At 63.0% G+C, this 22685-nt stretch carries 18 protein-coding genes; 11 read left to right on the forward strand and 7 right to left on the reverse strand.

Features of this window, described 5'->3' with window-relative positions; genetic code table 11:
• The first annotated feature begins 100 nt into the window (after positions 1 to 100).
• The 3 genes from topA to IEC33019_RS03810 all read left to right on the forward strand — a co-directional run bounded on the left by topA (position 101) and on the right by IEC33019_RS03810 (position 3676).
• Entirely contained in the window at positions 101 to 2710 is a 2610-nt protein-coding gene (gene topA / locus IEC33019_RS03800; RefSeq protein WP_070093468.1) for a type I DNA topoisomerase, read from the forward strand.
• Positions 2711 to 2868: 158 nt separating this feature from the next.
• The gene (locus IEC33019_RS03805; protein ID WP_070093467.1) at positions 2869 to 3390 is read left to right on the forward strand and encodes a DUF6586 family protein; all 522 of its coding nucleotides are present in this window, start codon (positions 2869 to 2871) and stop codon (positions 3388 to 3390) included.
• 52 nt (positions 3391 to 3442) lie between these two features.
• Positions 3443 to 3676, forward strand: a complete 234-nt coding sequence (locus IEC33019_RS03810) for a hypothetical protein (RefSeq protein WP_043215749.1) — start codon at positions 3443 to 3445, stop codon at positions 3674 to 3676.
• 53 nt (positions 3677 to 3729) lie between these two features.
• On the opposite strand, the gene sulA is transcribed toward IEC33019_RS03810, so the two are convergent.
• Entirely contained in the window at positions 3730 to 4218 is a 489-nt protein-coding gene (sulA, locus tag IEC33019_RS03815) for an SOS-induced cell division inhibitor SulA (protein WP_070093466.1), read from the reverse strand.
• A 13-nt stretch (positions 4219 to 4231) separates the two neighbouring features.
• On the reverse strand, positions 4232 to 4840 hold the full coding sequence (gene lexA / locus IEC33019_RS03820) for a transcriptional repressor LexA (RefSeq protein ID WP_070093465.1): 609 nt from the start codon (positions 4838 to 4840) through the stop codon (positions 4232 to 4234).
• Between the two features lie 242 nt (positions 4841 to 5082).
• Between lexA and IEC33019_RS03825 the strand changes: the two genes are divergently transcribed.
• From IEC33019_RS03825 to nagZ, 3 genes are read left to right on the forward strand one after another with little or no spacing between them, the layout of a single operon-like run.
• Positions 5083 to 5796 carry a TetR/AcrR family transcriptional regulator gene (locus tag IEC33019_RS03825; RefSeq protein WP_070093464.1) on the forward strand — a complete coding sequence of 238 codons (714 nt, stop codon included), beginning with the start codon at positions 5083 to 5085 and terminating at the stop codon, positions 5794 to 5796.
• A 39-nt stretch (positions 5797 to 5835) separates the two neighbouring features.
• A complete protein-coding gene (locus tag IEC33019_RS03830; RefSeq protein ID WP_070093463.1) occupies positions 5836 to 6360 on the forward strand; it encodes a L,D-transpeptidase in 525 nt (174 codons plus the stop codon).
• A gap of 23 nt (positions 6361 to 6383) precedes the next feature.
• Positions 6384 to 7382, forward strand: a complete 999-nt coding sequence (gene nagZ, locus IEC33019_RS03835) for a beta-N-acetylhexosaminidase (RefSeq protein ID WP_170831792.1) — start codon at positions 6384 to 6386, stop codon at positions 7380 to 7382.
• Positions 7383 to 7514: 132 nt separating this feature from the next.
• On the opposite strand, the gene IEC33019_RS03840 is transcribed toward nagZ, so the two are convergent.
• From IEC33019_RS03840 to mfd, 3 genes are read right to left on the reverse strand one after another with little or no spacing between them, the layout of a single operon-like run.
• Complete coding sequence (locus tag IEC33019_RS03840; protein WP_081337487.1) at positions 7515 to 10832, reverse strand: DEAD/DEAH box helicase; 3318 nt, start codon at positions 10830 to 10832, stop codon at positions 7515 to 7517.
• Position 10833: 1 nt separating this feature from the next.
• Entirely contained in the window at positions 10834 to 11406 is a 573-nt protein-coding gene (locus IEC33019_RS03845) for a CsiV family protein (RefSeq protein WP_099593079.1), read from the reverse strand.
• Between the two features lie 9 nt (positions 11407 to 11415).
• Positions 11416 to 14865, reverse strand: a complete 3450-nt coding sequence (mfd, locus tag IEC33019_RS03850) for a transcription-repair coupling factor (protein WP_070093460.1) — start codon at positions 14863 to 14865, stop codon at positions 11416 to 11418.
• 167 nt (positions 14866 to 15032) lie between these two features.
• Between mfd and IEC33019_RS03855 the strand changes: the two genes are divergently transcribed.
• The 3 genes from IEC33019_RS03855 (at position 15033) to sthA (ending at position 19224) form a co-directional block, all read left to right on the forward strand.
• Positions 15033 to 16496, forward strand: coding sequence for a glyceraldehyde-3-phosphate dehydrogenase (locus tag IEC33019_RS03855; protein ID WP_070093459.1), 1464 nt, complete (start codon positions 15033 to 15035; stop codon positions 16494 to 16496).
• 132 nt (positions 16497 to 16628) lie between these two features.
• Positions 16629 to 17627, forward strand: a complete 999-nt coding sequence (locus IEC33019_RS03860; protein ID WP_070093505.1) for an FAD:protein FMN transferase — start codon at positions 16629 to 16631, stop codon at positions 17625 to 17627.
• A 202-nt stretch (positions 17628 to 17829) separates the two neighbouring features.
• Positions 17830 to 19224, forward strand: a complete 1395-nt coding sequence (gene sthA / locus IEC33019_RS03865) for a Si-specific NAD(P)(+) transhydrogenase (RefSeq protein WP_070093458.1) — start codon at positions 17830 to 17832, stop codon at positions 19222 to 19224.
• Between the two features lie 42 nt (positions 19225 to 19266).
• Here sthA and IEC33019_RS03870 read toward each other — a convergent pair whose 3' ends face one another.
• Together IEC33019_RS03870 and IEC33019_RS03875 are read right to left on the reverse strand one after the other, a co-directional pair.
• On the reverse strand, positions 19267 to 19989 hold the full coding sequence (locus IEC33019_RS03870) for a glycerophosphodiester phosphodiesterase (protein ID WP_099593081.1): 723 nt from the start codon (positions 19987 to 19989) through the stop codon (positions 19267 to 19269).
• A gap of 31 nt (positions 19990 to 20020) precedes the next feature.
• Entirely contained in the window at positions 20021 to 20605 is a 585-nt protein-coding gene (locus IEC33019_RS03875; protein WP_070093456.1) for a PilZ domain-containing protein, read from the reverse strand.
• 93 nt (positions 20606 to 20698) lie between these two features.
• Here IEC33019_RS03875 and IEC33019_RS03880 point away from each other — a divergent pair, with 93 nt between their 5' ends.
• Positions 20699 to 21949: a lipoprotein-releasing ABC transporter permease subunit gene (locus tag IEC33019_RS03880; RefSeq protein WP_070093455.1), complete on the forward strand. Its 1251-nt coding sequence runs from the start codon at positions 20699 to 20701 to the stop codon at positions 21947 to 21949.
• A complete protein-coding gene (lolD, locus tag IEC33019_RS03885; protein ID WP_043212877.1) occupies positions 21942 to 22637 on the forward strand; it encodes a lipoprotein-releasing ABC transporter ATP-binding protein LolD in 696 nt (231 codons plus the stop codon). Before IEC33019_RS03880 ends, lolD begins: the two co-directional genes overlap by 8 nt.
• The last annotated feature ends 48 nt before the right edge of the window (positions 22638 to 22685 follow it).

Below are 22685 nucleotides of genomic sequence, written 5' to 3' on the forward strand. Positions count from 1 at the left end.
GCCTGAGCGCTTGACCTCACTCTGTTGCCACTATATATAGCGGTGCCGCGTCTGGCACCTGACGCGTTTTTCATCTTCAGATTCAGGAATACTCCGATCCATGGGCAAATCGCTGGTCATTGTGGAATCCCCGGCCAAGGCCAAGACCATCAACAAGTACCTGGGCAGCCAGTACGTGGTGAAGTCGAGTATCGGCCATATCCGAGACCTCCCCACCAGCGGTTCGGCCAGCGCTACCAAGGAACCGGCGGCCAAGCGCGGCAAGACCGCGTCCGAGGCCCCAGCGCTGTCGCCGAAGGAGAAGGCACGCCGCCAGCTGGTCGCCCGTATGGGTGTCGACCCGGAAGCCGGCTGGAAAGCCAAGTACGAAATCCTGCCCGGCAAGGAAAAGGTCATCGACGAACTGCGTCGTCTGGCCAAGGATGCCGACACCATCTATCTCGCAACCGACTTGGACCGCGAAGGGGAAGCCATTGCCTGGCACCTGCGCGAAGCCATCGGTGGCGATGACAGCCGCTACAAGCGCGTGGTGTTCAACGAAATTACCAAGAAGGCCATTCAGGAGGCCTTCTCCCAACCGGGCGAGCTGGATATTGACCGGGTCAACGCCCAGCAGGCGCGCCGCTTCCTCGATCGCGTGGTCGGCTATATGGTCTCGCCGCTGCTGTGGGCCAAGATCGCCCGTGGTCTGTCCGCCGGCCGCGTGCAGTCGGTGGCCGTGAAGCTGGTGGTGGAGCGTGAGCGCGAAATCCGGGCCTTCAATCCTGAAGAATACTGGGAAGTGCACGCTGACCTGGGGACTGCCAAGAATGCCAAGGTGCGTTTCGAAGTGGCACGCGAGAAGGGCGAAGCCTTCAAGCCGCTGAACGAAGCTCAGGCCATGGCGGCGCTGGAGAAGCTCAAGGTCTCCAGCTACAGCGTCGCCAAGCGTGAAGACCGCCCGACCAGCAGCAAGCCGTCGGCGCCGTTCATTACCTCCACCCTGCAGCAGGCGGCGAGCAACCGCCTGGGCTTTGGTGTGAAGAAAACCATGATGATGGCCCAGCGTCTCTACGAGGCGGGCTACATCACCTATATGCGTACCGACTCGACCAACCTGTCGGTCGATGCCCTGGACATGGCGCGCAGCTACATCGAGCGAGAGTTCGGCAAGCAGTACCTGCCGGAGACGCCGGTGGTCTATGGCAGCAAAGAGGGCGCCCAGGAGGCGCACGAGGCGATTCGCCCCTCCGATGTCAATACTCACCCGACCAAGCTCAGTGGCATGGAGCGTGACGCCGAGCGCCTGTACGAGTTGATCTGGCGCCAGTTCCTGGCCTGCCAGATGCCTCCTGCGCAATACCTGTCCACCAGCGTCACGGTCAATGCCGGTGATTTCGAGCTGCGCGCCAAGGGGCGTATCCTCAAATTCGACGGCTATACCCGTGTATTGCCTCAACAGAGCAAGCCTGGCGAAGACGACGTGCTGCCGGAAATGGCCCAGGGCGAATCGCTCAAGCTCATCCAGCTCGATCCGAGCCAGCACTTCACCAAGCCGCCGGCGCGCTACACCGAAGCCAGCCTGGTCAAGGAGATGGAAAAGCGCGGGATCGGTCGCCCATCGACCTACGCGGCGATCATTTCCACCATCCAGGACCGTGGCTATGTGACGCTGCACAACCGCCGCTTCTACTCCGAGAAGATGGGCGACATCGTCACCGAGCGTCTGTCGGAGAGCTTCTCCAACCTCATGGACTATGGCTTTACCGCCGGCATGGAAGAGAACCTCGATGACGTGGCCCAAGGCGAGCGCGACTGGAAGAATGTTCTGGACGAGTTCTATGGCGACTTCAGCAAGAAGCTTCTGACGGCCGAATCCGCCGAGAACGGCATGCGCGCCAACCAGCCGACCCTGACCAACATTCCTTGCAAGGAATGTGGCCGGCCAATGATGATCCGTACCGCGTCCACCGGCGTGTTCCTGGGGTGCTCGGGCTACAGCCTGCCACCCAAGGAGCGCTGCAAGGCCACTGTGAACCTGGTGCCGGGCGATGAAATCGCTGCCGACGATGAAGGTGAGTCCGAGTCCCTAGTCTTGCGTGGCAAGCACCGCTGCCCGATCTGTGCTACGGCGATGGATGCCTATCTGCTGGATGAAAAGCACAAGCTTCACATCTGCGGCAACAACCCGGACTGCGCCGGTTACGAGATCGAGCAGGGCAGCTACCGCATCAAGGGCTATGAAGGACCGAGCCTGGAATGCGACAAGTGTGGTAGCGAGATGCAGCTCAAGACTGGCCGTTTCGGCAAGTTCTTCGGTTGCACCAATCCTGCGTGTAAGAACACCCGCAAGCTGCTCAAGAGTGGCGAGGCGGCACCGCCGAAGATGGACAAGGTGGACATGCCCGAACTCAAGTGCGAGAAGGTCGATGACACCTACGTGCTGCGTGATGGCGCTTCGGGGCTGTTCCTGGCTGCCAGTCAGTTCCCGAAGAACCGAGAGACCCGCGCGCCCTTGGTGCTGGAGATCATTCCGCACAAGCACGAGATCGATCCGAAGTACCACTTCCTGTGCGATGCCCCGCAGAAAGACCCCGAGGGTCGTCCGGCGGTGATTCGCTATAGCCGTAAGACCAAGGAGCAGTACGTGCAGTCCGAAGTCGACGGCAAGCCGACCGGTTGGAAGGCATTCTTCGATGGCAACACCTGGAAGGTCGAAGACAAGCGCTGATTTAAGCGTCGAGACTGGGGCCGCTTGGCGCCTATCGCGGGATAAGCCCGCGATGGGTGCCAAGCGGCCCCAGTCTTTTGTGACATTGCGCTTGCGGCAGGGCAGGGCAATCCCTGACACTGAGGTATCGCCTTGCAGCCTCAGGGAGGTCACTGAAGATGGCCCAGGAACTCTATACCCGCACTAATCAGAAACTCTTCTTCGCCGGGCTTGCCTTGGAGTCCATGGCCAAGGCTGAGGGCAGTCAGGCGATGAATGCACAGGGTCTGATCCAGGCCGAGCGCGAGTCGGCGCTGTTTCATTTGTATGGCGCCCTGCTGGGGCTGTGCCACGAGATCGCAGGCTTCTACCGTTTGCCTCAGGCCACTGCGTCGCGGGTAGAACTGTTGCTCAATGACGAGGCGCTGGACGGCATTGCCATCCCTGAAGTGGCCGAACTGCTGGAGTTGGTGCGTCAGCCAGAAACCTGGCTTGCGCAATTGCTGCGTGCTTATGCCGATTTGTTCCGACCGCCGGTCGCCAAGAAAGCCCCGAAGACCGACGTCACCCAGCCGCTGATCCAGGCCGTCAATCTGGATGAGCCCGAGCATCCAGCGCTTTCCCGCCAAGAGCTGGAAAGCTGGCGGGCCAATCTAAAGGACGTGGTCCGACGCTTCCGTGACGCGTTGAGTGAGTGCTGATAGCGCTGGTGGCTGGTACAATATTCGCCTTTCGTGAAAAGCAGGCCCTAGTATGTCAACGTCCTTTCTAGAAATTGTCGAGTTGCCTGATGGCCGGATCGAATTGCGCCGCGCCGAGGACGAGGGTTCCCTGGTGACCCTGGATTTCTCCGAGGACGCCAAGGCGTTCCTGCAGGGCCAGCATGTTGAAGTGGCCAAGGCCATGTTGAGCGTGGGTGTGCAGATGGCGGGTCGCCTGGTCGAAGGCGATTTCGAGCGTGACGAAGGACCGCGCGTTCTGCACTGAGCATCGCGCTTTCCGGATTCAAGGATTGGATTGATACAGGCAAAGCCTGAACATCAGCCGAGGCGGATGTTCAGGCTTTGTGCGTTTCCGGTGTTGGCGGCGCGTATTAGTTGCTGGCGTGCGTTGGCATTGACGTTGCCAAGCCAGCTGACGACGGTGTGACTATGGCCCAGGCGTAGTGCCTCGCAGGCCAGTTGCAAGTCGCTCTGGTTGGCGCCCGGTTGCAGCAGCAGGATACGCTCGCGGTTGAGGCCCGCATCGCGCAGCCAGGCTTGGGTCAGGCTGGAGGGTGGGGCAATGAGGGTCAGCCAGCGGGTCTCGTCCTCTTCGCTCAGCTCGCGCAGGATCGGGGCGAGCAGGCCCTGGCAATGACCGGGGGCGCCGCGCAGGGACAGTTCGCTGAACAGCTCCGGCTGGTTACCCTTGCGCGGCTGCTCCGCAGCAGTGTCCCGGGGCTTGAGGCCGGGCAGCGCCGGTTGGGCCAGGAATGCCTCGAACAGCGGTAACTGGACTTGCTGGGGTGCGTGGATGAACTGCTGCATGACGCCTCCTGGATCAGCGGCGAATGACGCCGACGCTCAAGCCCTCGATCACCAGTTCCTGTTCTTTCAGGTCGACTTCGATGGGGGCGAATTCGGGGTTCTCGGCGATCAACCAGACCTTGCTGCCTTCGCGCTTGAAGCGCTTGACGGTCACTTCATCACCGATGCGGGCAACCACGACCTGGCCATTGCGGGCTTCCCGGCAGGTATGGACCGCCAGCAGGTCGCCGTCGAAGATGCCGATGTCTTTCATGCTCATGCCATGGACGCGCAGCAGATAGTCCGCACGAGGGTGGAAGAAGGCAGGGTTGATGTTGCAAGATTCTTCGATGTGTTGCTCGGCGAGGATCGGTGCGCCGGCCGCGACCCGACCGATGATAGGCAGGCTGCTGTCTTCGGCCTTGGCCTCGAGCCCTGGGATGCGAATGCCGCGAGAGGCGCCTGGGGTCATCTCGATCGCGCCCTTGCGGGCGAGTGCCTTGAGGTGCTCCTCGGCGGCGTTGGGTGATTTGAACCCAAGCTCCTGAGCGATTTCCGCGCGGGTCGGCGGAAAGCCGTTGTCTTCCAGGCAGCGTTTGATGAAAGCCAGGATCTCGGCTTGGCGTGGCGTCAGTTTAAGCATGGCAAGCGCTCTGTCTTTTTATACAGTGACTGGAATTATATACAGTGGGCGGCCAGTTGCAAGCACTGTGGGGCCGGAAAACGTGCCAGGTGCGCTGTTCGCATGGATGAAGCCAGCGCCAGCCGTGGCTTGCAGCGAATATTTGAATGCTGTGGTTAAATGGCGACTGGTCGGTCACCCGGCTTGACAGATGAGGGCTTGAAACGTATGTTTCAAACAACTGTTTGTCAGGCGGAGTAGTCATGGCCCAATCGGAAACCGTTGAACGCATTCTCGATGCTGCAGAGCAGCTGTTTGCGGAGAGGGGGTTCGCGGAAACCTCGTTGCGGCTGATCACCAGCAAGGCCGGGGTCAACCTGGCGGCGGTGAACTACCATTTCGGTTCCAAGAAGGCTCTGATCCAGGCAGTCTTCTCGCGTTTTCTCGGCCCGTTCTGCTCCAGCCTTGAGCGTGAGCTGGATCGCCGCCAGGCGCGCCCCGAACCCAAGCCGAGCCTGGAAGAACTGCTCGAGATGCTGGTCGAGCAAGCGCTGGCCGTGCAACCTCGCAGCAACAACGACCTGTCAATCTTCATGCGTCTGCTAGGGCTTGCTTTCAGCCAGAGCCAGGGCCACCTGCGTCGATACCTCGAAGACATGTACGGCAAGGTCTTCCGTCGCTACATGCTGCTGGTCAATGAAGCCGCGCCACGTATCCCGCCGCTGGAACTGTTCTGGCGCGTGCACTTCATGCTCGGCGCCGCCGCTTTCAGCATGTCGGGCATCAAGGCGCTGCGGGCTATCGCCGAAACCGATTTTGGTATCAACACCTCGATCGAGCAGGTGATGCGCCTGATGGTGCCGTTCCTGGCCGCCGGCATGCGTGCCGACAGCGGGGTCACTGATCCAGCCATGGCCACCGCGCAACTGCGTCCGCGCAGCAAGAGCGGCACTGCACAAGCGCCAGTCAAGGCCTGACACTGTGCGCTAAGAGGCGCTTGGGCTAAGCTAGCGCCCATGCCTGACCTCGACTTCCTGCATATTTCCCTTGCCGATCAACGCCTCTACGGGTTCACCCGAGGGGTGCTGTGCGTGCGCCTGGAGGTGTCCACGGCGCGTAACGGCGCTGGGGAGCTCAACGGCTCAGGTTGTACGCCGCGAGGCCTTCACCAGGTCCGCGCGAAAATCGGTGCCGGTCTGCCGCAGGGCGCTGTACTGCGAAGCCGGCGTTGGACGGGCGAGGTCTGGTCCCCGGCGCTGCATGAGCAATTTCCCGGGCGCGACTGGATCCTGAGCCGCATTCTCTGGCTCAGTGGTTGCGAGCCAGGGTTCAATCGGCTTGGCAGGGTCGACACCTTTCGCCGCTACATCTATCTGCACGGTACGCCGGACACTGAACCTATGGGCATCCCGTTGTCCCATGGTTGCATACGTCTGAGAAACAGCGATCTGATGGCGCTGTTCGAGCGAGTACCGGAACATTGCGCGGTGCGGATCGACGAATCCGCCTGCCCGCACTGGGGTGTCTTGCCCCTCCCATGAAGGAATCCAATATGACTGCCCGCCTGCAAGGCTCCCTGATGGTGGATATCGCCGGTAAATGGCTGACCGCCGAAGACCGCCATCTCCTGCGCCAGCCCGAAGTGGCCGGCCTGATCATTTTCGCCCGTAACATCGACAGCCCGCGTCAGGTGCGTGAACTGTGCGCGTCCATTCGCGCCGTGCGGCCCGATCTGATCCTGGCCGTCGACCAGGAAGGCGGGCGGGTTCAGCGCCTGCGCCAGGGTTTCGTGCGGCTGCCGGCCATGCGTGCGATCGCAGACAACGCCAATGCCGAGTACCTGGCCGAACAGTGTGGTTGGCTGATGGCGACCGAAGTGCTGGCCGTCGGCCTGGACCTGAGCTTTGCCCCGGTACTCGATCTGGATCATCAGCGTAGCGCCGTGGTCGGCAGCCGTGCCTTCGAGGGCGATCCGGCGCGCGCCACGCAGCTGGCCGGCGCGTTCATTCGCGGCATGAATGCCGCCGGCATGGCTGCCTGTGGCAAGCACTTCCCAGGGCACGGCTGGGCGGAAGCCGACTCTCACGTGGCCATCCCCACGGATGAGCGCAGCCTCGAGCAATTACGCCAGGCGGACCTGGTGCCCTTCACCCGGCTCAGCGGTCAATTGGCGGCCGTGATGCCAGCCCATGTGATCTACCCGCAGATCGATAACCAGCCCGCCGGATTCTCGCGTCGCTGGCTGCAGGACATCCTGCGCGGTGAGCTGGGCTTCGAGGGGGTGATTTTCAGTGATGACCTGTCCATGGCAGGGGCCCATGTGGTCGGCGATGCCGCCAACCGCATCGAAGCGGCACTGAGCGCAGGTTGCGACATGGGCTTGGTGTGCAATGACCGGGCGGCGGCGGAGCTGGCACTGAGCGCGGCCCAGCGCCTGAAGGTCAAGCCATCGCCGCGGATCGCGAAGATGCGTGGCCGTGGCTTCGCCCGTACCGATTACCGGCAACAGCCGCGCTGGTTGGAGGCGCTGAGTGCCTTGAGGGAGGCGCAACTGGTCGATTGACCGTGCGCGCAGGCGATCCGCAGGGCGGGGCGCTTTCGCGAAGGTGGCGGTGATACATTGGCCATTCGCGGGTAAACCCGCTCCCACAGAGGCCACCACCGCCAACCCCTTCGCGGGCAGGCCTCGCCAGGATCAGCGGCCGCGCTTACCCGGCAGTGGCGCGAACAGGGCGTCGATCTCCTCATCGCCCAGGCGCCACTGGCCGGCCGATCCGCCATCAAGCAGGCCGGCCGCCAGGGCTGCTTTCTCCTGCTGCAATTGCTGGATCTTTTCTTCCACCGTTCCTCGGGTGATCAGTTTGAACACGAACACCGGTTTGTCCTGGCCAATGCGATAGGCGCGGTCGGTGGCCTGGCTTTCGCTGGCCGGATTCCACCACGGATCATAGTGGATCACCGTGTCGGCAGCCGTCAGGTTCAGGCCCGTGCCGCCGGCTTTGAGGCTGATCAGGAACACCTCGCTTTCGCCATTCTGAAATTGCTGCACTGGCGTGCGCCGATCGCGGGTGTCGCCGGTCAGCAAGCTGTAACGGATGTTGCGCTTGCCAAGCTCGGCCTCGATCAGGGCCAGCATCGAGGTGAACTGGGAGAACAGCAGCACCCGACGCCCCTCGCTGAGCAGCTCTTCGAGCATTTCCATCAGGCTGCCGAGCTTGCCTTTGTCAGCCTGGTTGCCCTTGGTCTCCACGCCCTTGACCAGACGCAGGTCACAGCACACTTGGCGCAGTTTGAGCAACGCATCGAGAATGACGATCTGGCTGCGCGCGGCCCCATTGCGGGCAATCTCGTCGCGGACTTTCTTGTCCATCGCCACGCGCACGGCTTCATAGGTGTCGCGTTGGGCGTCGCTGAGGTCGACCCAATGGATCATCTCGGTCTTGGCCGGCAACTCGGTAGCCACCTGCTCCTTGGTGCGGCGCAGCAGGAATGGGCGGATGCGACTGGCCAGATGCGCCATGCGTTCGGCGTCGCCGTGGCGCTCGATCGGCGTGCGGTAATCCTGATTGAAGCGCTTGAGATCACCCAGCCAGCCGGGCATGAGGAAATGGAACAGCGACCACAACTCGCCCAGGTTGTTCTCCATCGGGGTGCCGGTCAGGCACAGGCGCTGGCCGGCCTTCAGATCGCAGACCGCTTGGGCTGCCTTGCTGGTGCTGCTCTTGATGTTCTGCGCCTCGTCGAGAATCAGGAGGCTCCAGTGAACGGCACGCAGGTGCTCCAGGTCCCGCGGGAGCAGGGCGTAGGTGGTCAGGATCACATCGTAGTCGTGCAGCGCGGTGAAGTGCTTGCTGCGGCCCGGGCCATGCAGTGCCAGGACGCGAAGTGCGGGAGCGAAGCGTTGGGCTTCATCGAGCCAGTTGGGCACAAGGCTCGTGGGCATCACCACCAGGGCCGGTTGCTCCAGGCGCGCGCTTTGTTTTTCAAGCAGCAGGTGGGCGAGGGTCTGCAGGGTCTTGCCCAGGCCCATGTCGTCGCCCAGGATGCCGCCGGTGCCCATTTCGCGCAGGGCCTGTAGCCAGTTCAGGCCCTGCTGTTGGTAGGGGCGCAGGTTGGCCTTGAGCCCCTTGGGCGGCTCGATCTGCAAATCACGCGCATCGCGCAGCCGTCGGCCCAGATCACGCACATGCTCGCCGCCTTCCCAGTGCAGGGGCAGGTGCTCGATGTCGTTCAGGCGCGCCGCATCGGCACGCTCCAGTCGTAGGGATGGGCCGACAGCATCCTCGTGCAGGTAGAGCTCGCCGAGGGTGCCCATCACCGCCTTGATGCGGCCATAGGGCAGGGCGACACGCAGGGCAGGGCTGTCCTGGCGCCCACGGTTCAGGTCGATCAGCAGGTGTTCATCTTCGCTGCGTCGTGCCAACTCGCTGGTTCGCAGCAGTTCAGGACTGCTACGCAGCAGCTGCAGCACGATCGGCAGCAAACTGTGGCGTTGCCCGTCGACCACGATACCCAGCTCCAGGTCGAACCATTCATGGCCTGGTGCTTCTTCGACGGTGGCGTACCAGTCGTCCACTTCCTGCAGATCGAAGGCGAAATCCCGGGGAATGTCGATCTCCCAGCCAGCCTGACGCAAGTGCGGCAGTCCTTCGCGGGCAAAGCGCAGCCAGGCTTCATCGTCGGGTAGCTGGAGCATCTCGCCTGCACTGTCTGGCAGGGCTTTGCTCTGTCGGGTGGCGGGCTTGAAGCCCAGTTCACGCAGGGTTTTTCGGATGGCTTGCTCGGCCTTGGGCTCGCGACGGATGCGCTGGATGGTTTCTCCTACCAGGCGGCTCAAGGGTTTTTCGTCGTTGCCGCTGGCCATCAGGCCGTCGTAGTTGAACGCCAGCGCGGCGCGGTGCTGCATTTGACGCTGCATGCGACCGGTCTTGGGCATGTAGGCGCTGAACTCAAGGCTGCCCAGGGTCAGGTGCGGGCGTGGCTGGATGTCGTCATGCTCTTCGCTGCGCACGGTGGTGGGGGTGGGGACCTGGCGGTTCAAGGCGTTCAGGCGGTGACTCAAAGGGACTACCAGGTGTTCGGGTACGATGGGTGCACGTGCCAGCTGACTGGCGATGAACGGATCCAGATTGTGTCGCAACCTGCCGGTTTGGTGGGTCTGTGGATTGACGTAGTACAGCGGGTCCAGTGGTAGGACCTGAAGCGGCGCGTCGCTGTCATGATGCCAATCCCCCCGGTAGGCACCATCCTCTAGTCGGACCCAGCGAAATTCGGCGGCCTGATCCGGGCCGGGAGCCAGCGGTTCCTGCTGTTCGTCGAACAGCAGGCGACCGCTGGCCAGGGCGTATTCGAGCAGCTCGGCGCCTTTCTTGCCTTCCAGGCGGGTCACCGGTGAGGCGACGCTGCTGTTCTGGGCGCTGATCAGGCGCAGCAGTCTTGCATCGGCTTCGGTCACATAGCGGGGGGTGTAGTAGATCATTTCCTGCAGCGAGGTGATCCGCCCCACCTTCAGTGTGCCGTCGCCCTGGCGAGTGCCTTTTATGGCCTCCAGGCGCCATTGGGCCTGGTTCAGGCTGATCTGGTAGTAGATGGCCGGCCCTTTGCGCGAGGGGCTTTGATCGGGTGGCGCAGACTCCGGTTTCTCCAGCGTCTTGACCCATTGGCTCAGCTCTGGCGGGAGGGACAGCCCATCACTGCTGGCATCGGGATCATCGATGGATGCCTGCAAATGGAAAAGCGTCGCTGCGCAATGCTTGCAGTTGATGCCCACAGGGCAGGTGCAGCGCCCCAGCACCCGCAGCCCGCCAGCGTTCGGCTGGAGGTGGATCTTCTGGGTGTAGCGCTGGCCTGCCGAGCCCAGGCAGGCGGCCTCTATCGTTCTGTCATGGATCGAAAGCGTTTTTGTCCGGCCCTGTGTGGCGTAGGTCTGTCCACGGGCGAGCGTTCCGGCGTCGAAATCCGACGTCCAGCTTTCATCGCACTGAAGCAGGTGCCGCACATCGCTCTCGCTCACCTCACTGCTCCATCATCTCCGGATCCATCACCGGCATCTTGCGCATGCCCGCAGGTGTCACCTTCAGCAGCAGGGCCAGATGCCCGCCGTCGAGGAAGGTCAGCTGGTTGCCCTTCATGTTGCTGTTGCTCTGCTTGAACTGCTCGCTGCGCACCACGGCACCGTTGCCGTCGAGTTGGTTCACCCAGAAGTTGGCCTGTACAGCGATGAAGCGGCCATCGGCGATGCTCAGGTTGCCCTCGATGGGGAAATGACCGAACTGCTCCTGGCCCACGTCCAGGGCGATCCGGCTCGGTTCACTGCCCACTTCCTGTTGCCAGGCCTTGTGCATCAGTACGGTGTAGTCGGCGGTCGCTTGCAGCCGAGTGACTTCGTCTTCCAGCGCCAGGGGGCGCTCGGCACCCTTGTCCAGGCGTGGGGCGCCGGCGCTCCAGTCTTCGGGGGCGAACGGGCTGGTTACCGCAGGCACGGCGTTCTGCCGTACCAGGATCATTTCCACCTGATAAAGGCCTTCGGCGAAGGCGGCCGGCGCGAACAGCGTCAGCATCAAGGTCAGGCAACGAATGGCACGCATGGATCTTCCTTAGGCAGGCTGTGGGGTCAGGCGCTCGAACAGCGCCTCCAGGGTGTTGAAACGTTCATCGGGGCGCTCCATCGGCACGAGGAAACGGAACTGCGTGGCACCCTCGAACTTGTAGCGCTTGGGCTGGCCCTGGATCAGCTTGATCAGGGTCAGTGGGTCGACCGGGGTTTCGGCCTCGAACTCGAGCTTGCCGCCATTGGGGCCGGCGTCGACTTTCTTGATGCCGAGTTTTTCCGCTTGCAGCTTGAGCAGGGTCAGGCGCATCAGGTTCTTGGTCGGTTCAGGCAGTAGGCCGAAGCGGTCGATCATCTCCACTTGCAGGTCCTTGAGGCCGTCTTCGTCGGCGGCCGAGGCGATGCGTTTGTAGAGGATCAGACGGGCATGCACGTCCGGCAGGTAGTCCTCGGGAATCAGTGCTGGCAGGCGCAGGTTGATCTCCGGGCCGCCGCCAAGCGGTTGCTCGAGGTTCGGCTGGGTGCCCTTGCGGATGGCCTTGACGGCGCGCTCGAGCATTTCCATGTACAGGGTGAAGCCCACGGCCTGGATCTGTCCGCTCTGGCCTTCACCGAGCAGCTCGCCGGCGCCGCGAATCTCCAAATCGTTGGTGGCCAGCACGAAACCTGCGCCCAGGTCCTGGGTGTTGGCGATGGCTTCCAGGCGTTTCTCGGCATCGGCGCTGATCTGCTGGCGCGGCGGCGTCAGCAGGTAGGCGTAGGCCTGGTGGTGACTGCGCCCGACCCGACCGCGCAATTGGTGCAGTTGGGCCAGGCCGAACTTGTCGGCGCGCTCGATCACGATGGTGTTGGCGCTGGGCACGTCGATGCCGGTCTCGATGATGGTCGAGGCCACCAGCACGTTGAAGCGCTTGTGGTAGAAGTCGCTCATCACCTGTTCGAGTTCGCGCTCGCGCATTTGTCCGTGGCCTATGCCGATGCGTGCCTCGGGTACCAGTTCGGCCAGCTCCGCGGCGCATTTCTCGATGCTCTTGACGTCGTTGTGCAGGTAGTAAACCTGCCCGCCACGCAGTAGCTCACGCAGCAGGGCCTCTTTGACCGTGCTCTTGTTCTGCTCCATGACGAAGGTGCGCACCGACAGGCGTCGCGCTGGCGGGGTGGCGATGATCGACAGATCACGCATGCCCGCCACGGCCATGTTGAGAGTGCGCGGAATGGGCGTGGCGGTCAGGGTGAGGATGTCCACCTCGCTACGCAGGGCCTTGAGCTGTTCTTTTTGGCGCACACCGAAACGATGCTCTTCGTCGATGATGACCAGCCCCAGGTCCTTGAAACGTACGTCGTCCTGCAGCAGCTTGTGGGTGCCGATGAGGATGTCGATCTTGCCTTCGGCCAGGTCTGCGGCGGCTGCGCTGACTTCCTTGGCCGACTTGAAGCGGCTCATCACCTCGACGGTCACCGGCCAGTCGGCGAAACGGTCGCGGAAACTGTTGTAGTGCTGCTGGGCGAGCAGGGTGGTGGGCACCAGTACCGCCACCTGGCGGCCACTGTGCACGGCAATGAAGGCCGCGCGCATGGCCACTTCGGTCTTGCCGAAGCCAACGTCGCCACAGACCAGGCGGTCCATCGGCTTGCCGGCGAGCATGTCGGTGCGCACGGCCTCGATGGCCGATTGCTGGTCCGGGGTTTCTTCGAATGGGAAGCCGGCGCTGAAGGTGGCGTAGTCGGCGGCCGGGTCGGCGAAGGCATGGCCCTTGCGCGCGGCGCGTCGGGCATAGATGTCGAGCAGCTCGGCCGCCACGTCACGGACCTGCTCGGCGGCCTTGCGCTTGGCCTTTTGCCAGGTTTCGGAGCCAAGGCGGTGCAGCGGGGCCAGGGCATCGTCGCTGCCGGTGTAGCGGGCGATCAGGTGCAGGTTGGCCACCGGCACGTAGAGCTTGGCGCCCTCGGCGTATTCCAAGGTGAGGAATTCGGCGGCCTGGCCTTCGATTTCCAGGGTGGCCAGGCCCAGGTAGCGCCCCACGCCATGGTCGATGTGTACCACTGGCGCGCCTTCGCGCAGTTCGGTGAGGTTCTTGATGACGGCATCGTTGGCCGCGTCGCCGCGTTTTTCACGGCGCCGGCGCTGCATCACGCGCTGGCCGAACAGCGGGCTTTCGGCGATCAGGGCCAGGCCTGGGTCATCCAGCAGCAGGCCATCGTCTAGCGGGGCAATGGTGATCGCCAGGCGATCCTTGCCAGTGACGAAATCGTCCCAGCCTTCGACGGTCTGTGGGCGTAGCTTCAGGCGCTCGAGCAGCTCCAGCAGCACTTCTCGGCGGCCCGCCGACTCGGCTGTGAACAGCACGCGACCAGGGAACTGTTCGAGGAAGTTCGACAGCTCCGCCAGTGGCTGGTTGGCCTTGGCTTCGATCGCAAGATTCGGCAGGGCGCGCGCCGGGAATCGCAGGCGCCCCGCACCGGCTTCGATTTCATCGCTGCTGACCACGACCCGGGGCCACTGCTTGAGTTGGGCGAAGCAGTCCTCGACCGGCAGGAACAGCTCGGCCGGTGGCAGCAGGGGGCGGCTCAGGTCGCCGCGTCGTTCTTCGTAGCGTCCGCGGACGTCGTTCCAGAAATGCTCGGCAGCTTGCTCTACGCCGGGCAGGGAGAACACCTGGGTGTCGGTCGGCAGGTAGTCGAAGAGGGTCGAGGTCTCTTCGAAGAACAGCGGCAGGTAGTACTCGATGCCCGCAGGAATGATGCCGCTGGTGAGGTCCTGGAAGATCGCGCTGCGCCGGAAGTCCACGTCGAAGCGCTCGCGAAAGCGCGCCTTGAACCGGGTGACTTCGTCCTTCTGCATCGGGAACTCGCGTGCCGGCAGCAGGCGGACCGAGTCGACCTTGTCGATCGAGCGCTGGGTCTCGGGGTCGAAGGTGCGCAGCGTCTCGATCTCATCGTCGAACAGGTCGATCCGATAGGGCAGCTTGCTGCCCATGGGGAACAGGTCGATCAGGGCGCCACGCACGGCGAACTCGCCATGCTCGTAGACCGTGTCGACGCAGCGGTAACCGCTGGCTTCCAGCCGCGTGCGCATCTGTTCCACATCGATCGTCTGACCGACGTCCAGTACCAGGCCGCTACCTAGCAGGAAGCGGGTCGGGGCCAGGCGATGCAGGGCGGTGGTGATCGGCACCACGAGGATGCCGTGATCGAGCTCCGGCAATCGATAGAGGCTGGCGATGCGCTGGGAAATGATGTCCTGGTGAGGCGAGAACAGGTCGTAGGGCAGGGTTTCCCAATCGGGGAACGGCAGCACCGGCAGGTCGGGGGCGAAGAAGCGCAGCTCCTGTTCCAGGCGGTCGGCAGCCTGGCTGTCGGCGGTCAACAGCAAGGTGAAGCGACCAGCGCTGCTGGCGGCTTCGGCGATGGCCAGGCTCAGGGCGGCCCCGGGCAGGTTTCCCCAGGTTTGTTTGCCGGCCGTGGCCGATAATTGCGGTAGGCGCAGAACTGACACGGGAGATCGGACTCCAAGCGTTGCGGCAAAGAGGACAATTGTACCGGTGCCGGTGCGCGCTGTCAGGCTCGGAAGGGCCTGGCGACGGGCTCGGGCGGCGGCGACAGGCGCTCATTGCCCGATACGCCGAGGGGCGTCATAATGTAGCCCCTTTTTTCTCCCCCTACATGTGGAAGGTTCCCGTGACTCAGAAGCCCGACCAGTGTCTTGGTGAGTGGATCGATCGTGAAGCCCTGGCTGAAGCGATGATCCCGCTTATCGGTCAGCTCTACCGCAACAACAACGTGGTGAGCTCGATCTATGGCCGCAGCCTGATCAATCGTTCGGTTATCTCGATCCTCAAAGCCCACCGCTTTGCCCGTCACCGTCAAACCGACGAAACCGAGCTGTCCGTCCACGAGACATTCCCCCTGCTCAAGGCCATGAGCGAGCTGAAACTGGGCGCCGCTTCGGTCGACCTGGGCAAGCTGGCCAACAAGTTCAAGCAGGAAGGCAACGGCCGCAGCGTCGAGCAGTTCGTGCGTGAAGAGCTGGCCGATGTCGTTGGCCAGCAGAACCTGTCCGCTCGCAAGGGTACCGACGTCGTCCTGTACGGCTTCGGTCGTATCGGCCGCCTGCTGGCGCGTATCCTGATCGAGAAGACCGGTGGTGGCGACGGCTTGCGCCTGCGTGCCATCGTCGTGCGCAAGGGCGCCGAGAACGACCTGACCAAGCGCGCCAGCCTGCTGCGCCGTGACTCGGTGCATGGTCCGTTCGACGGCACCATCGTCATCGACGAAGAGCACAACACCATCACTGCCAACGGCAACCTGATCCAGGTGATCTACTCCAACGATCCGGCCTCGATCGACTACACCCAATACGGCATCGACAACGCCCTGCTGGTGGACAACACCGGTAAATGGCGCGACGCCGAAGGCCTGGGTCAGCACCTCAAGTGCCCTGGCATCAACCGTGTGATCCTCACCGCTCCTGGCAAAGGCGCGCTGAAAAACATCGTTCACGGCATCAACCATGGCGAAATCAGCGCCGATGACAAGATCATCTCCGCTGCTTCCTGCACCACCAACGCCATCGTGCCGGTGCTCAAGGCCGTCAACGATCAGTACGGCATCATCAACGGCCACGTCGAAACCGTTCACTCGTTCACCAACGACCAGAACCTGATCGACAACTTCCACAAGGGCAGCCGTCGTGGCCGCGCCGCGCCGCTGAACATGGTCATCACCGAGACCGGTGCCGCCACTGCTGCCGCCAAGGCACTGCCCGTGCTCAAGGGCAAGCTGACCGGCAACGCCATTCGCGTGCCGACGCCGAACGTCTCGATGGCCATCCTGAACCTGAACCTGGAAAAGGCCACCAACCGCGACGAGATCAACGAGTACCTGCGCCAGACCGCCATGCACTCGGAACTGCACAAGCAGATCGACTACGTCAGCTCCCAGGAAGTGGTCTCCACCGACTTCGTGGGCTCTCGCCACGCCGGTGTGGTCGACGCCGAAGCGACCATCTGCAACGACAACCGCGTTGTCCTGTACGTCTGGTACGACAACGAGTTCGGTTACAGCTGCCAGGTGGTGCGTGTGATGGAAGAGATGGCTGGTGTGAACCCGCCAGCGTTTCCACGCTGATCCGCTTGTAATGCGTTGAAGAAACGGGAACCTTCGGGTTCCCGTTTTTTTTGGGCTTCTATATGCCGTTTGCGGGCCTCTTCGCGGGTTGACCTGCGAAGAGGTCAGGGCGGCCAGTCGAGAAACTTGAAATTGCGTACAGGTCTTCTGCTCACCCTGATGTTCCTGGCTGGCTGCGACCAGGCTCCGAGCCTGGAGCGCTTTGGCGGCCCCTCCATGGGCAGCAGCTACAGCATCCAGTATGTCCGCGAGCCGGGCGGGCCGTCGCGCCTCGAGGTGCAGGAGGCGGTGGAGGCAATCCTGCGTGATATCGACGAGCAGTATTCAACCTACCGTGGCGATTCTGCGGTCAGCCGCTTCAATCAGTTGCAGGCAGGCCAATGCCAAGCGCTGGGAAAGGACATGCTGACCCTGGTCGGGTTTGGTCAGCAGTTGGCCGAACAAAGCCAGGGCGCTTTCGACCTGACCGTCGAACCATTGCTCGACCTCTGGGGCTTTGGTCCTCAGGCGCGTCAGGAACACGTTCCCGACCCATTGCAGTTGGCCCAGGTCCGCCAGCGCGTCGGCTACCACCACCTACGGATCGAAGGCGACGCCCTGTGCAAAGACGCTGCGGTAGAGCTGGACTTCAACAGTATCGCCGCAGGGCACGCCGTGGACCTGATTGCCGAACGCCTGGAGGCAATGGGGGTCGTAAACTTTCTCGCCGAAGCCACGGGAGAACTCAAGGCGTTGGGCCACAAGCCCGATGGTAGCCCGTGGCGAGTGGCGCTGGAACTGCCGCGCGAAGACCGCCAGATCACCCGCCAGGTCATCGCCGTGGATGGCCTGGCCGTATCGACCTCGGGTGACTATCGGCATTATTTCAAGGACAATGGCCGACGCTATTCGCACACCTTCGATGCCCGCCTGGGGCGTCCGGTCGAACATGACCTGGCTGCTGTCACCGTGCTCGATGCCTCGGCGCTTCAAGCCGATGGTTACTCGACGCTGTTGTTGATCCTGGGGCCGGAACAAGGCTGGGACTTCGCCGTGGACCATGGCATTGCCGCGATGCTGGTGACCCGGGCCGAGGGTGGCTTCGTCTCCCGTGCTACGTCTGCCTTCGAGCAGGCACTGAAAGGCGAGTGAAAGCGTAAACACGGATGATCGTCGCCAGGGAACCGGTGAATGACATGTAGTGCAGGCAAAATTGGCCTACGACGCGACCAAGGGTTAATGTGCGCGGCGTTCACGCTTGATTAGACTGCACCCGAATTTTCTCATGGCGCCCCGGCGACATGATCGCGCCCCGCGGCCATCCGGTCGGCGGGCCAGTTCTGAAGGAGTACGCATGGCTGTCTACAACTACGACGTAGTGGTGCTGGGTTCCGGCCCGGCCGGAGAAGGTGCGGCAATGAATGCCGCCAAAGCAGGACGCAAGGTGGCCATGGTCGACAGCCGTCGCCAGGTCGGCGGCAACTGCACCCACTTGGGCACCATCCCGTCCAAGGCCCTGCGTCACTCGGTGCGCCAGATCATGCAGTTCAACACCAACCCGATGTTCCGCGCCATCGGTGAGCCGCGCTGGTTCTCCTTCCCCGATGTGCTCAAGAGCGCCGAGAAGGTGATCTCCAAGCAAGTGGCCTCGCGCACCGGCTACTACGCGCGCAACCGCGTCGACGTCTTCGTCGGCACCGGCAGCTTCGCCGACGAGCAGACCGTGGAAGTGGTGTGCTCCAATGGCGTGGTCGAGAAGCTGGTCGCCAAGCACATCATCATCGCCACCGGCTCGCGTCCGTACCGTCCGGCCGACATCGACTTCCACCACCCGCGCGTCTACGACAGCGACACCATCCTCAGCCTGAGCCATACCCCACGCAAGCTGATCGTCTATGGCGCTGGCGTGATCGGCTGCGAATACGCCTCGATCTTCAGTGGTCTGGGCGTGCTGGTCGAGCTGGTGGACAACCGCGGCCAACTGCTGAGCTTCCTGGATTCGGAAATCTCCCAGGCGCTGAGCTACCACTTCAGCAACAACAACATCACCGTACGCCACAACGAGGAGTACGAGCGGGTCGAGGGGCTGGACAACGGTGTGATCCTGCACTTGAAGTCGGGCAAGAAGATCAAGGCCGACGCATTGCTGTGGTGCAACGGCCGTACCGGCAACACCGACAAGCTAGGCCTGGAGAACATCGGTATCAAGGTCAACAGCCGCGGCCAGATCGAAGTCGACGAGGCCTACCGCACCACCGTGCCGAACATCTATGGCGCCGGTGATGTGATCGGCTGGCCGAGCCTGGCCAGTGCCGCCCATGACCAGGGCCGCTCCGCCGCTGGTAGCATCGTCGACAATGGCAGCTGGCGTTTCGTCGATGACGTGCCGACCGGCATCTACACCATTCCGGAGATCAGCTCGATCGGCAAGAACGAGCAGGAACTGACCCAGGCCAAGGTGCCTTATGAGGTGGGCAAGGCCTTCTTCAAGAGCATGGCCCGTGCCCAGATCGCCGGTGAGCCGCAAGGCATGCTGAAGATCCTGTTCCACCGCGAGACCCTGGAGATCCTGGGTGTGCATTGCTTCGGCTACCAGGCCTCGGAGATCGTCCATATCGGCCAGGCGATCATGAACCAGCCCGGTGAGCAGAACAATCTGAAGTACTTCGTCAACACCACCTTCAACTACCCGACCATGGCCGAAGCCTATCGGGTAGCGGCCTACGACGGCCTGAACCGGCTTTTTTGAGCGGCTCCGGCCGGTGGCCTGAGCCGGTCGGGGAGTCCGGATTCAGCCCTTCCCAAGGGTGGTCATGGCCAAACCGGGAAAGTCTGTAATCAGGCTGTCTACGCCAAAGTCGGCGAGCCGGCGCATCAGTGCCGGTTCGTTGACCGTCCACACCGACACATGCAACCCCTGACGCTGGGCCTTGAGCAGGCGCTCGGGCGTGCAGAGTGTCCAGTTCAACGCCAGCATCTGGCAGCCATAGTTCTGGGCCACCTTCAGCGGGTCTAGCCAGGCATACTCGGCGACCAGCCCGCGAGACACGTCCGGAACCAGTTCCAGCGCGGCGCCCAGCACCTCGCGGGAGCTGGAAGTGATGGTGATCTTGTCCAGCAGGCCGTACTGTTGCGCCAGCTCGCGAATCGCCAGTACGGTGCTGGCGGCACGGGTGCGCGAGGCGCTTTTGACCTCCAGTTGCCAATGCGCGAAGGCGCACTTCTCGAACAGTTCTTCCAGGCGTGGAATGGGGCAGGGTTGCACCCAGCCCGGGCCGCCCTTGCGTGCGTCATAGGTGACCAGCTCGGCGGCGGGGTGCTCGACCACCTTGCCGCGTCGGCCAGTGGTGCGTTTGAGTGTCGGATCGTGGATCACCATCAGCTCATTGTCGGCCGACAGGTGCAGGTCCAGCTCGCACCGATCGACGCCATGAGACAAGCACTGGCGGAAGCTGTTCAGGGTGTTCTCGGGCGCTTCGCCCTTGGCGCCGCGATGGCCATAGATCAGGGTCACGTTCGTTCCTTCAGGTCAAAATAGAAAAGGCTCAAGAGGCGGGGTCGTTCTGTTCCAGCGCCTGGCGTCGTTGCTGTTGCTGGCGCTGCAGGATGTACCGCGCCAACAGTTGGCGCTGCGCGTCGGTCATGTCGATGAATTCGGTGCCGATCTCGTGACCGCCATCCGGGCGAGGGGCGCAGTGGGTGACCCGTGCGCGCAGCAGCAGACCAAGGGCGCGGGGCATGAGGATCATCTTCACCGCCAGTCGGGTGCCGGGGGCGATCGGTGTGGTTTGGGCGAACTCGATGCCGCCTTCGGAGAGGATCACCCGCTGGGGCTTTCCGATTTCGCCCAGCAGGGTCTGGGCGAGCACCGCGCTGAGCAGGTCGATGCGTTTGTTCTGCACCCGCAGGAAGGCGGCGAGCGTGCGGTCCTTCTCGCTCAACTGGCGCATCAGGTGCTGGGACTCGAAGTCGGCCAGGTGCAGTTCGCTGAGCAGGTTGAACAGCGGTGAAGCATCCTGCAACAGGTCTGTCTCCTGGGCTTGGGCCGTGTCCAAGGCACTGATTTCAAGTGCGATACTGTCTTCGATGCGGTAGTATTCGCGGCGATCTTCTTCGTCTAGTGTCGTCATGGCGAACCCATGGTTACGGCGGTGGTCCGAGTGTAAAGCCGCTGCAGGCGCCCTGCCACAAGGACGTTCCCTTTCATCCGAACAAGCCCCGACATGTTCAGACCTCTTTTCGTATTCATCGGCACGCGTTACACCCGTGCCAAGCGTCGCAACCACTTCGTCTCGTTCATTTCGCTGACTTCGATGATCGGCCTCGCCCTGGGCGTGGTGGTGATGATCGTGGTGCTGTCGGTCATGAACGGCTTCGACCACGAGATGCGTACCCGCGTGCTGGGCATGATTCCCCATGCCACGCTCGAAACGGGCCAGCCGCTGGACAACTGGTCGGGCCTTGCTCAACAAGTAAAGCAGAATCCACAGGTGCTGGCGGTCGCGCCCTTCACCCAGATGCAGGGGTTGCTGACCCACGACGGCAGGGTGCAGAAGGTGCTGCTCAATGGCATCGACCCCGTCCAGGAGCGGCAGGTGTCGATCATCGACAACTTCCTCCTGCAGGGCAGCCTCGACAAGTTGGCGCCGGGCGAGTGGGGCATCATGATCGGCGACAAGGCCGCGGCCAAGCTGGGCGTTGGCGTTGGCGACAAGCTGACCTTCGTCGCCCCGGAGGTCAGCGTGACCCCGGCGGGCATGTTCCCGCGCATGAAGCGCTTCACCGTGGTCGGCACTTTCCACGTGGGGGCCGGCGAAATCGACGGCTACCTGGGCCTGACCAACATCAGTGACCTCTCGCGCCTGCACCGGTGGAAGGCCGATCAGGTCCAGGGCCTGCGCTTGAAGTTCGACGACCTGTTCCAGGCCCCGCGCGTGGCATGGGACATCGCCCAACGCCTGGGCGAGCAGGAGTTCTACACCCGCGACTGGACCCGCAGCCACGGCAACCTGTACCAGGCCATCCGCATGGAGAAGGCCATGATCGGCCTGTTGCTGTTGCTGATCGTGGCGGTGGCAGCGTTCAACATCATTTCCACCCTGGTGATGGTGGTCAACGACAAGCGTGGCGACATCGCCATTCTGCGTACCCTTGGCGCCACGCCGGGGCAGATCATGGCCATCTTCATGGTGCAGGGCACGGTGATCGGCGTGGTCGGCACCTTGATCGGCGCGGTCGTCGGCATCGTCGCCGCACTCAATGTCAGTGCAGTGATCGCCGGCATCGAGAAGCTGATCGGGCACAAGTTCCTGAACGCGGATGTGTACTTCATCGATTACCTGCCGTCGCAGATCATGGCCGAGGACGTGTGGATGGTCTGCGGTGCGGCACTGGTCCTGAGTTTCTTCGCCACCCTGTATCCGGCCTGGCGTGCGGCCCGCACCCAGCCTGCAGAGGCGCTACGTTATGAGTGAGTCGCGCATGAATAAAGCCGTACTGAGCTGCCGCAACCTGGGCAAGTCCTACGAGGAAGGGCCAGAGTCGGTGAAGGTGCTGTCCGGGTTGAACCTGGAGTTGCACGCAGGTGAGCGGGTGGCCATCGTCGGCAGTTCCGGCTCTGGCAAAAGCACCTTGCTCAACCTGCTCGGTGGCCTCGACACCCCAACCCAAGGCAGCGTCTGGCTGGCAGGCGAAGAGCTGTCGGCCCTCGGCGAGCGTGCCCGGGGCCTGCTGCGCAACCGTGCGCTGGGCTTCGTCTATCAGTTCCACCACTTGCTGCCAGAATTCACTGCCCTGGAGAACGCCTGCATGCCGCTGCTGATCGGTCGCACGCCGATCCCCGAAGCGCGCGAGCGTGCCGAGGCACTGCTCAAGCGGGTGGGTCTGGGGCATCGCCTCAATCACAAGCCGGCCGAGCTCTCAGGTGGCGAGCGTCAGCGCGTGGCGATTGCTCGCGCGCTGGTTAACCGCCCTGGCCTGGTGATGCTCGACGAGCCCACCGGCAACCTGGACCACCACACGGCCCTGGGCATCCAGGAATTGATGCAAGAGCTTTCCAGTGCTTCGCAGACAGCGTTCCTGGTAGTGACGCACGACCTGAACCTGGCGCGCCAGATGGACCGTGTGCTGCACCTGGAAGACGGTCGCCTGGTGCCGATCTGAGTCGATTGCACGGCGCGGCACGGGCTGCGCCGTAACCTTTTTTCATTG

Origin of the sequence: Pseudomonas putida (genome assembly GCF_002741075.1) — a bacterium.
Classification (GTDB): Bacteria; Pseudomonadota; Gammaproteobacteria; order Pseudomonadales; family Pseudomonadaceae; genus Aquipseudomonas; species Aquipseudomonas putida_T.

Excerpts from the sequence above, each read along its gene's own strand:
- sthA (WP_070093458.1), top strand. The coding sequence starts at position 17,830 with ATGGCTGTCTACAACTACGACGTAGTGGTGCTGGGTTCCGGCCCGGCC.
- lolD (WP_043212877.1), top strand. The coding sequence starts at position 21,942 with ATGAGTGAGTCGCGCATGAATAAAGCCGTACTGAGCTGCCGCAACCTG.
- IEC33019_RS03810 (WP_043215749.1), top strand. The coding sequence starts at position 3,443 with ATGTCAACGTCCTTTCTAGAAATTGTCGAGTTGCCTGATGGCCGGATC.
- IEC33019_RS03830 (WP_070093463.1), top strand. The coding sequence starts at position 5,836 with ATGCCTGACCTCGACTTCCTGCATATTTCCCTTGCCGATCAACGCCTC.
- IEC33019_RS03875 (WP_070093456.1), bottom strand. The coding sequence starts at position 20,605 with ATGACGACACTAGACGAAGAAGATCGCCGCGAATACTACCGCATCGAA.
- IEC33019_RS03880 (WP_070093455.1), top strand. The coding sequence starts at position 20,699 with ATGTTCAGACCTCTTTTCGTATTCATCGGCACGCGTTACACCCGTGCC.
- IEC33019_RS03855 (WP_070093459.1), top strand. The coding sequence starts at position 15,033 with ATGTGGAAGGTTCCCGTGACTCAGAAGCCCGACCAGTGTCTTGGTGAG.
- sulA (WP_070093466.1), bottom strand. The coding sequence starts at position 4,218 with ATGCAGCAGTTCATCCACGCACCCCAGCAAGTCCAGTTACCGCTGTTC.
- lexA (WP_070093465.1), bottom strand. The coding sequence starts at position 4,840 with ATGCTTAAACTGACGCCACGCCAAGCCGAGATCCTGGCTTTCATCAAA.
- IEC33019_RS03805 (WP_070093467.1), top strand. The coding sequence starts at position 2,869 with ATGGCCCAGGAACTCTATACCCGCACTAATCAGAAACTCTTCTTCGCC.
- IEC33019_RS03845 (WP_099593079.1), bottom strand. The coding sequence starts at position 11,406 with ATGCGTGCCATTCGTTGCCTGACCTTGATGCTGACGCTGTTCGCGCCG.
- topA (WP_070093468.1), top strand. The coding sequence starts at position 101 with ATGGGCAAATCGCTGGTCATTGTGGAATCCCCGGCCAAGGCCAAGACC.
- IEC33019_RS03825 (WP_070093464.1), top strand. The coding sequence starts at position 5,083 with ATGGCCCAATCGGAAACCGTTGAACGCATTCTCGATGCTGCAGAGCAG.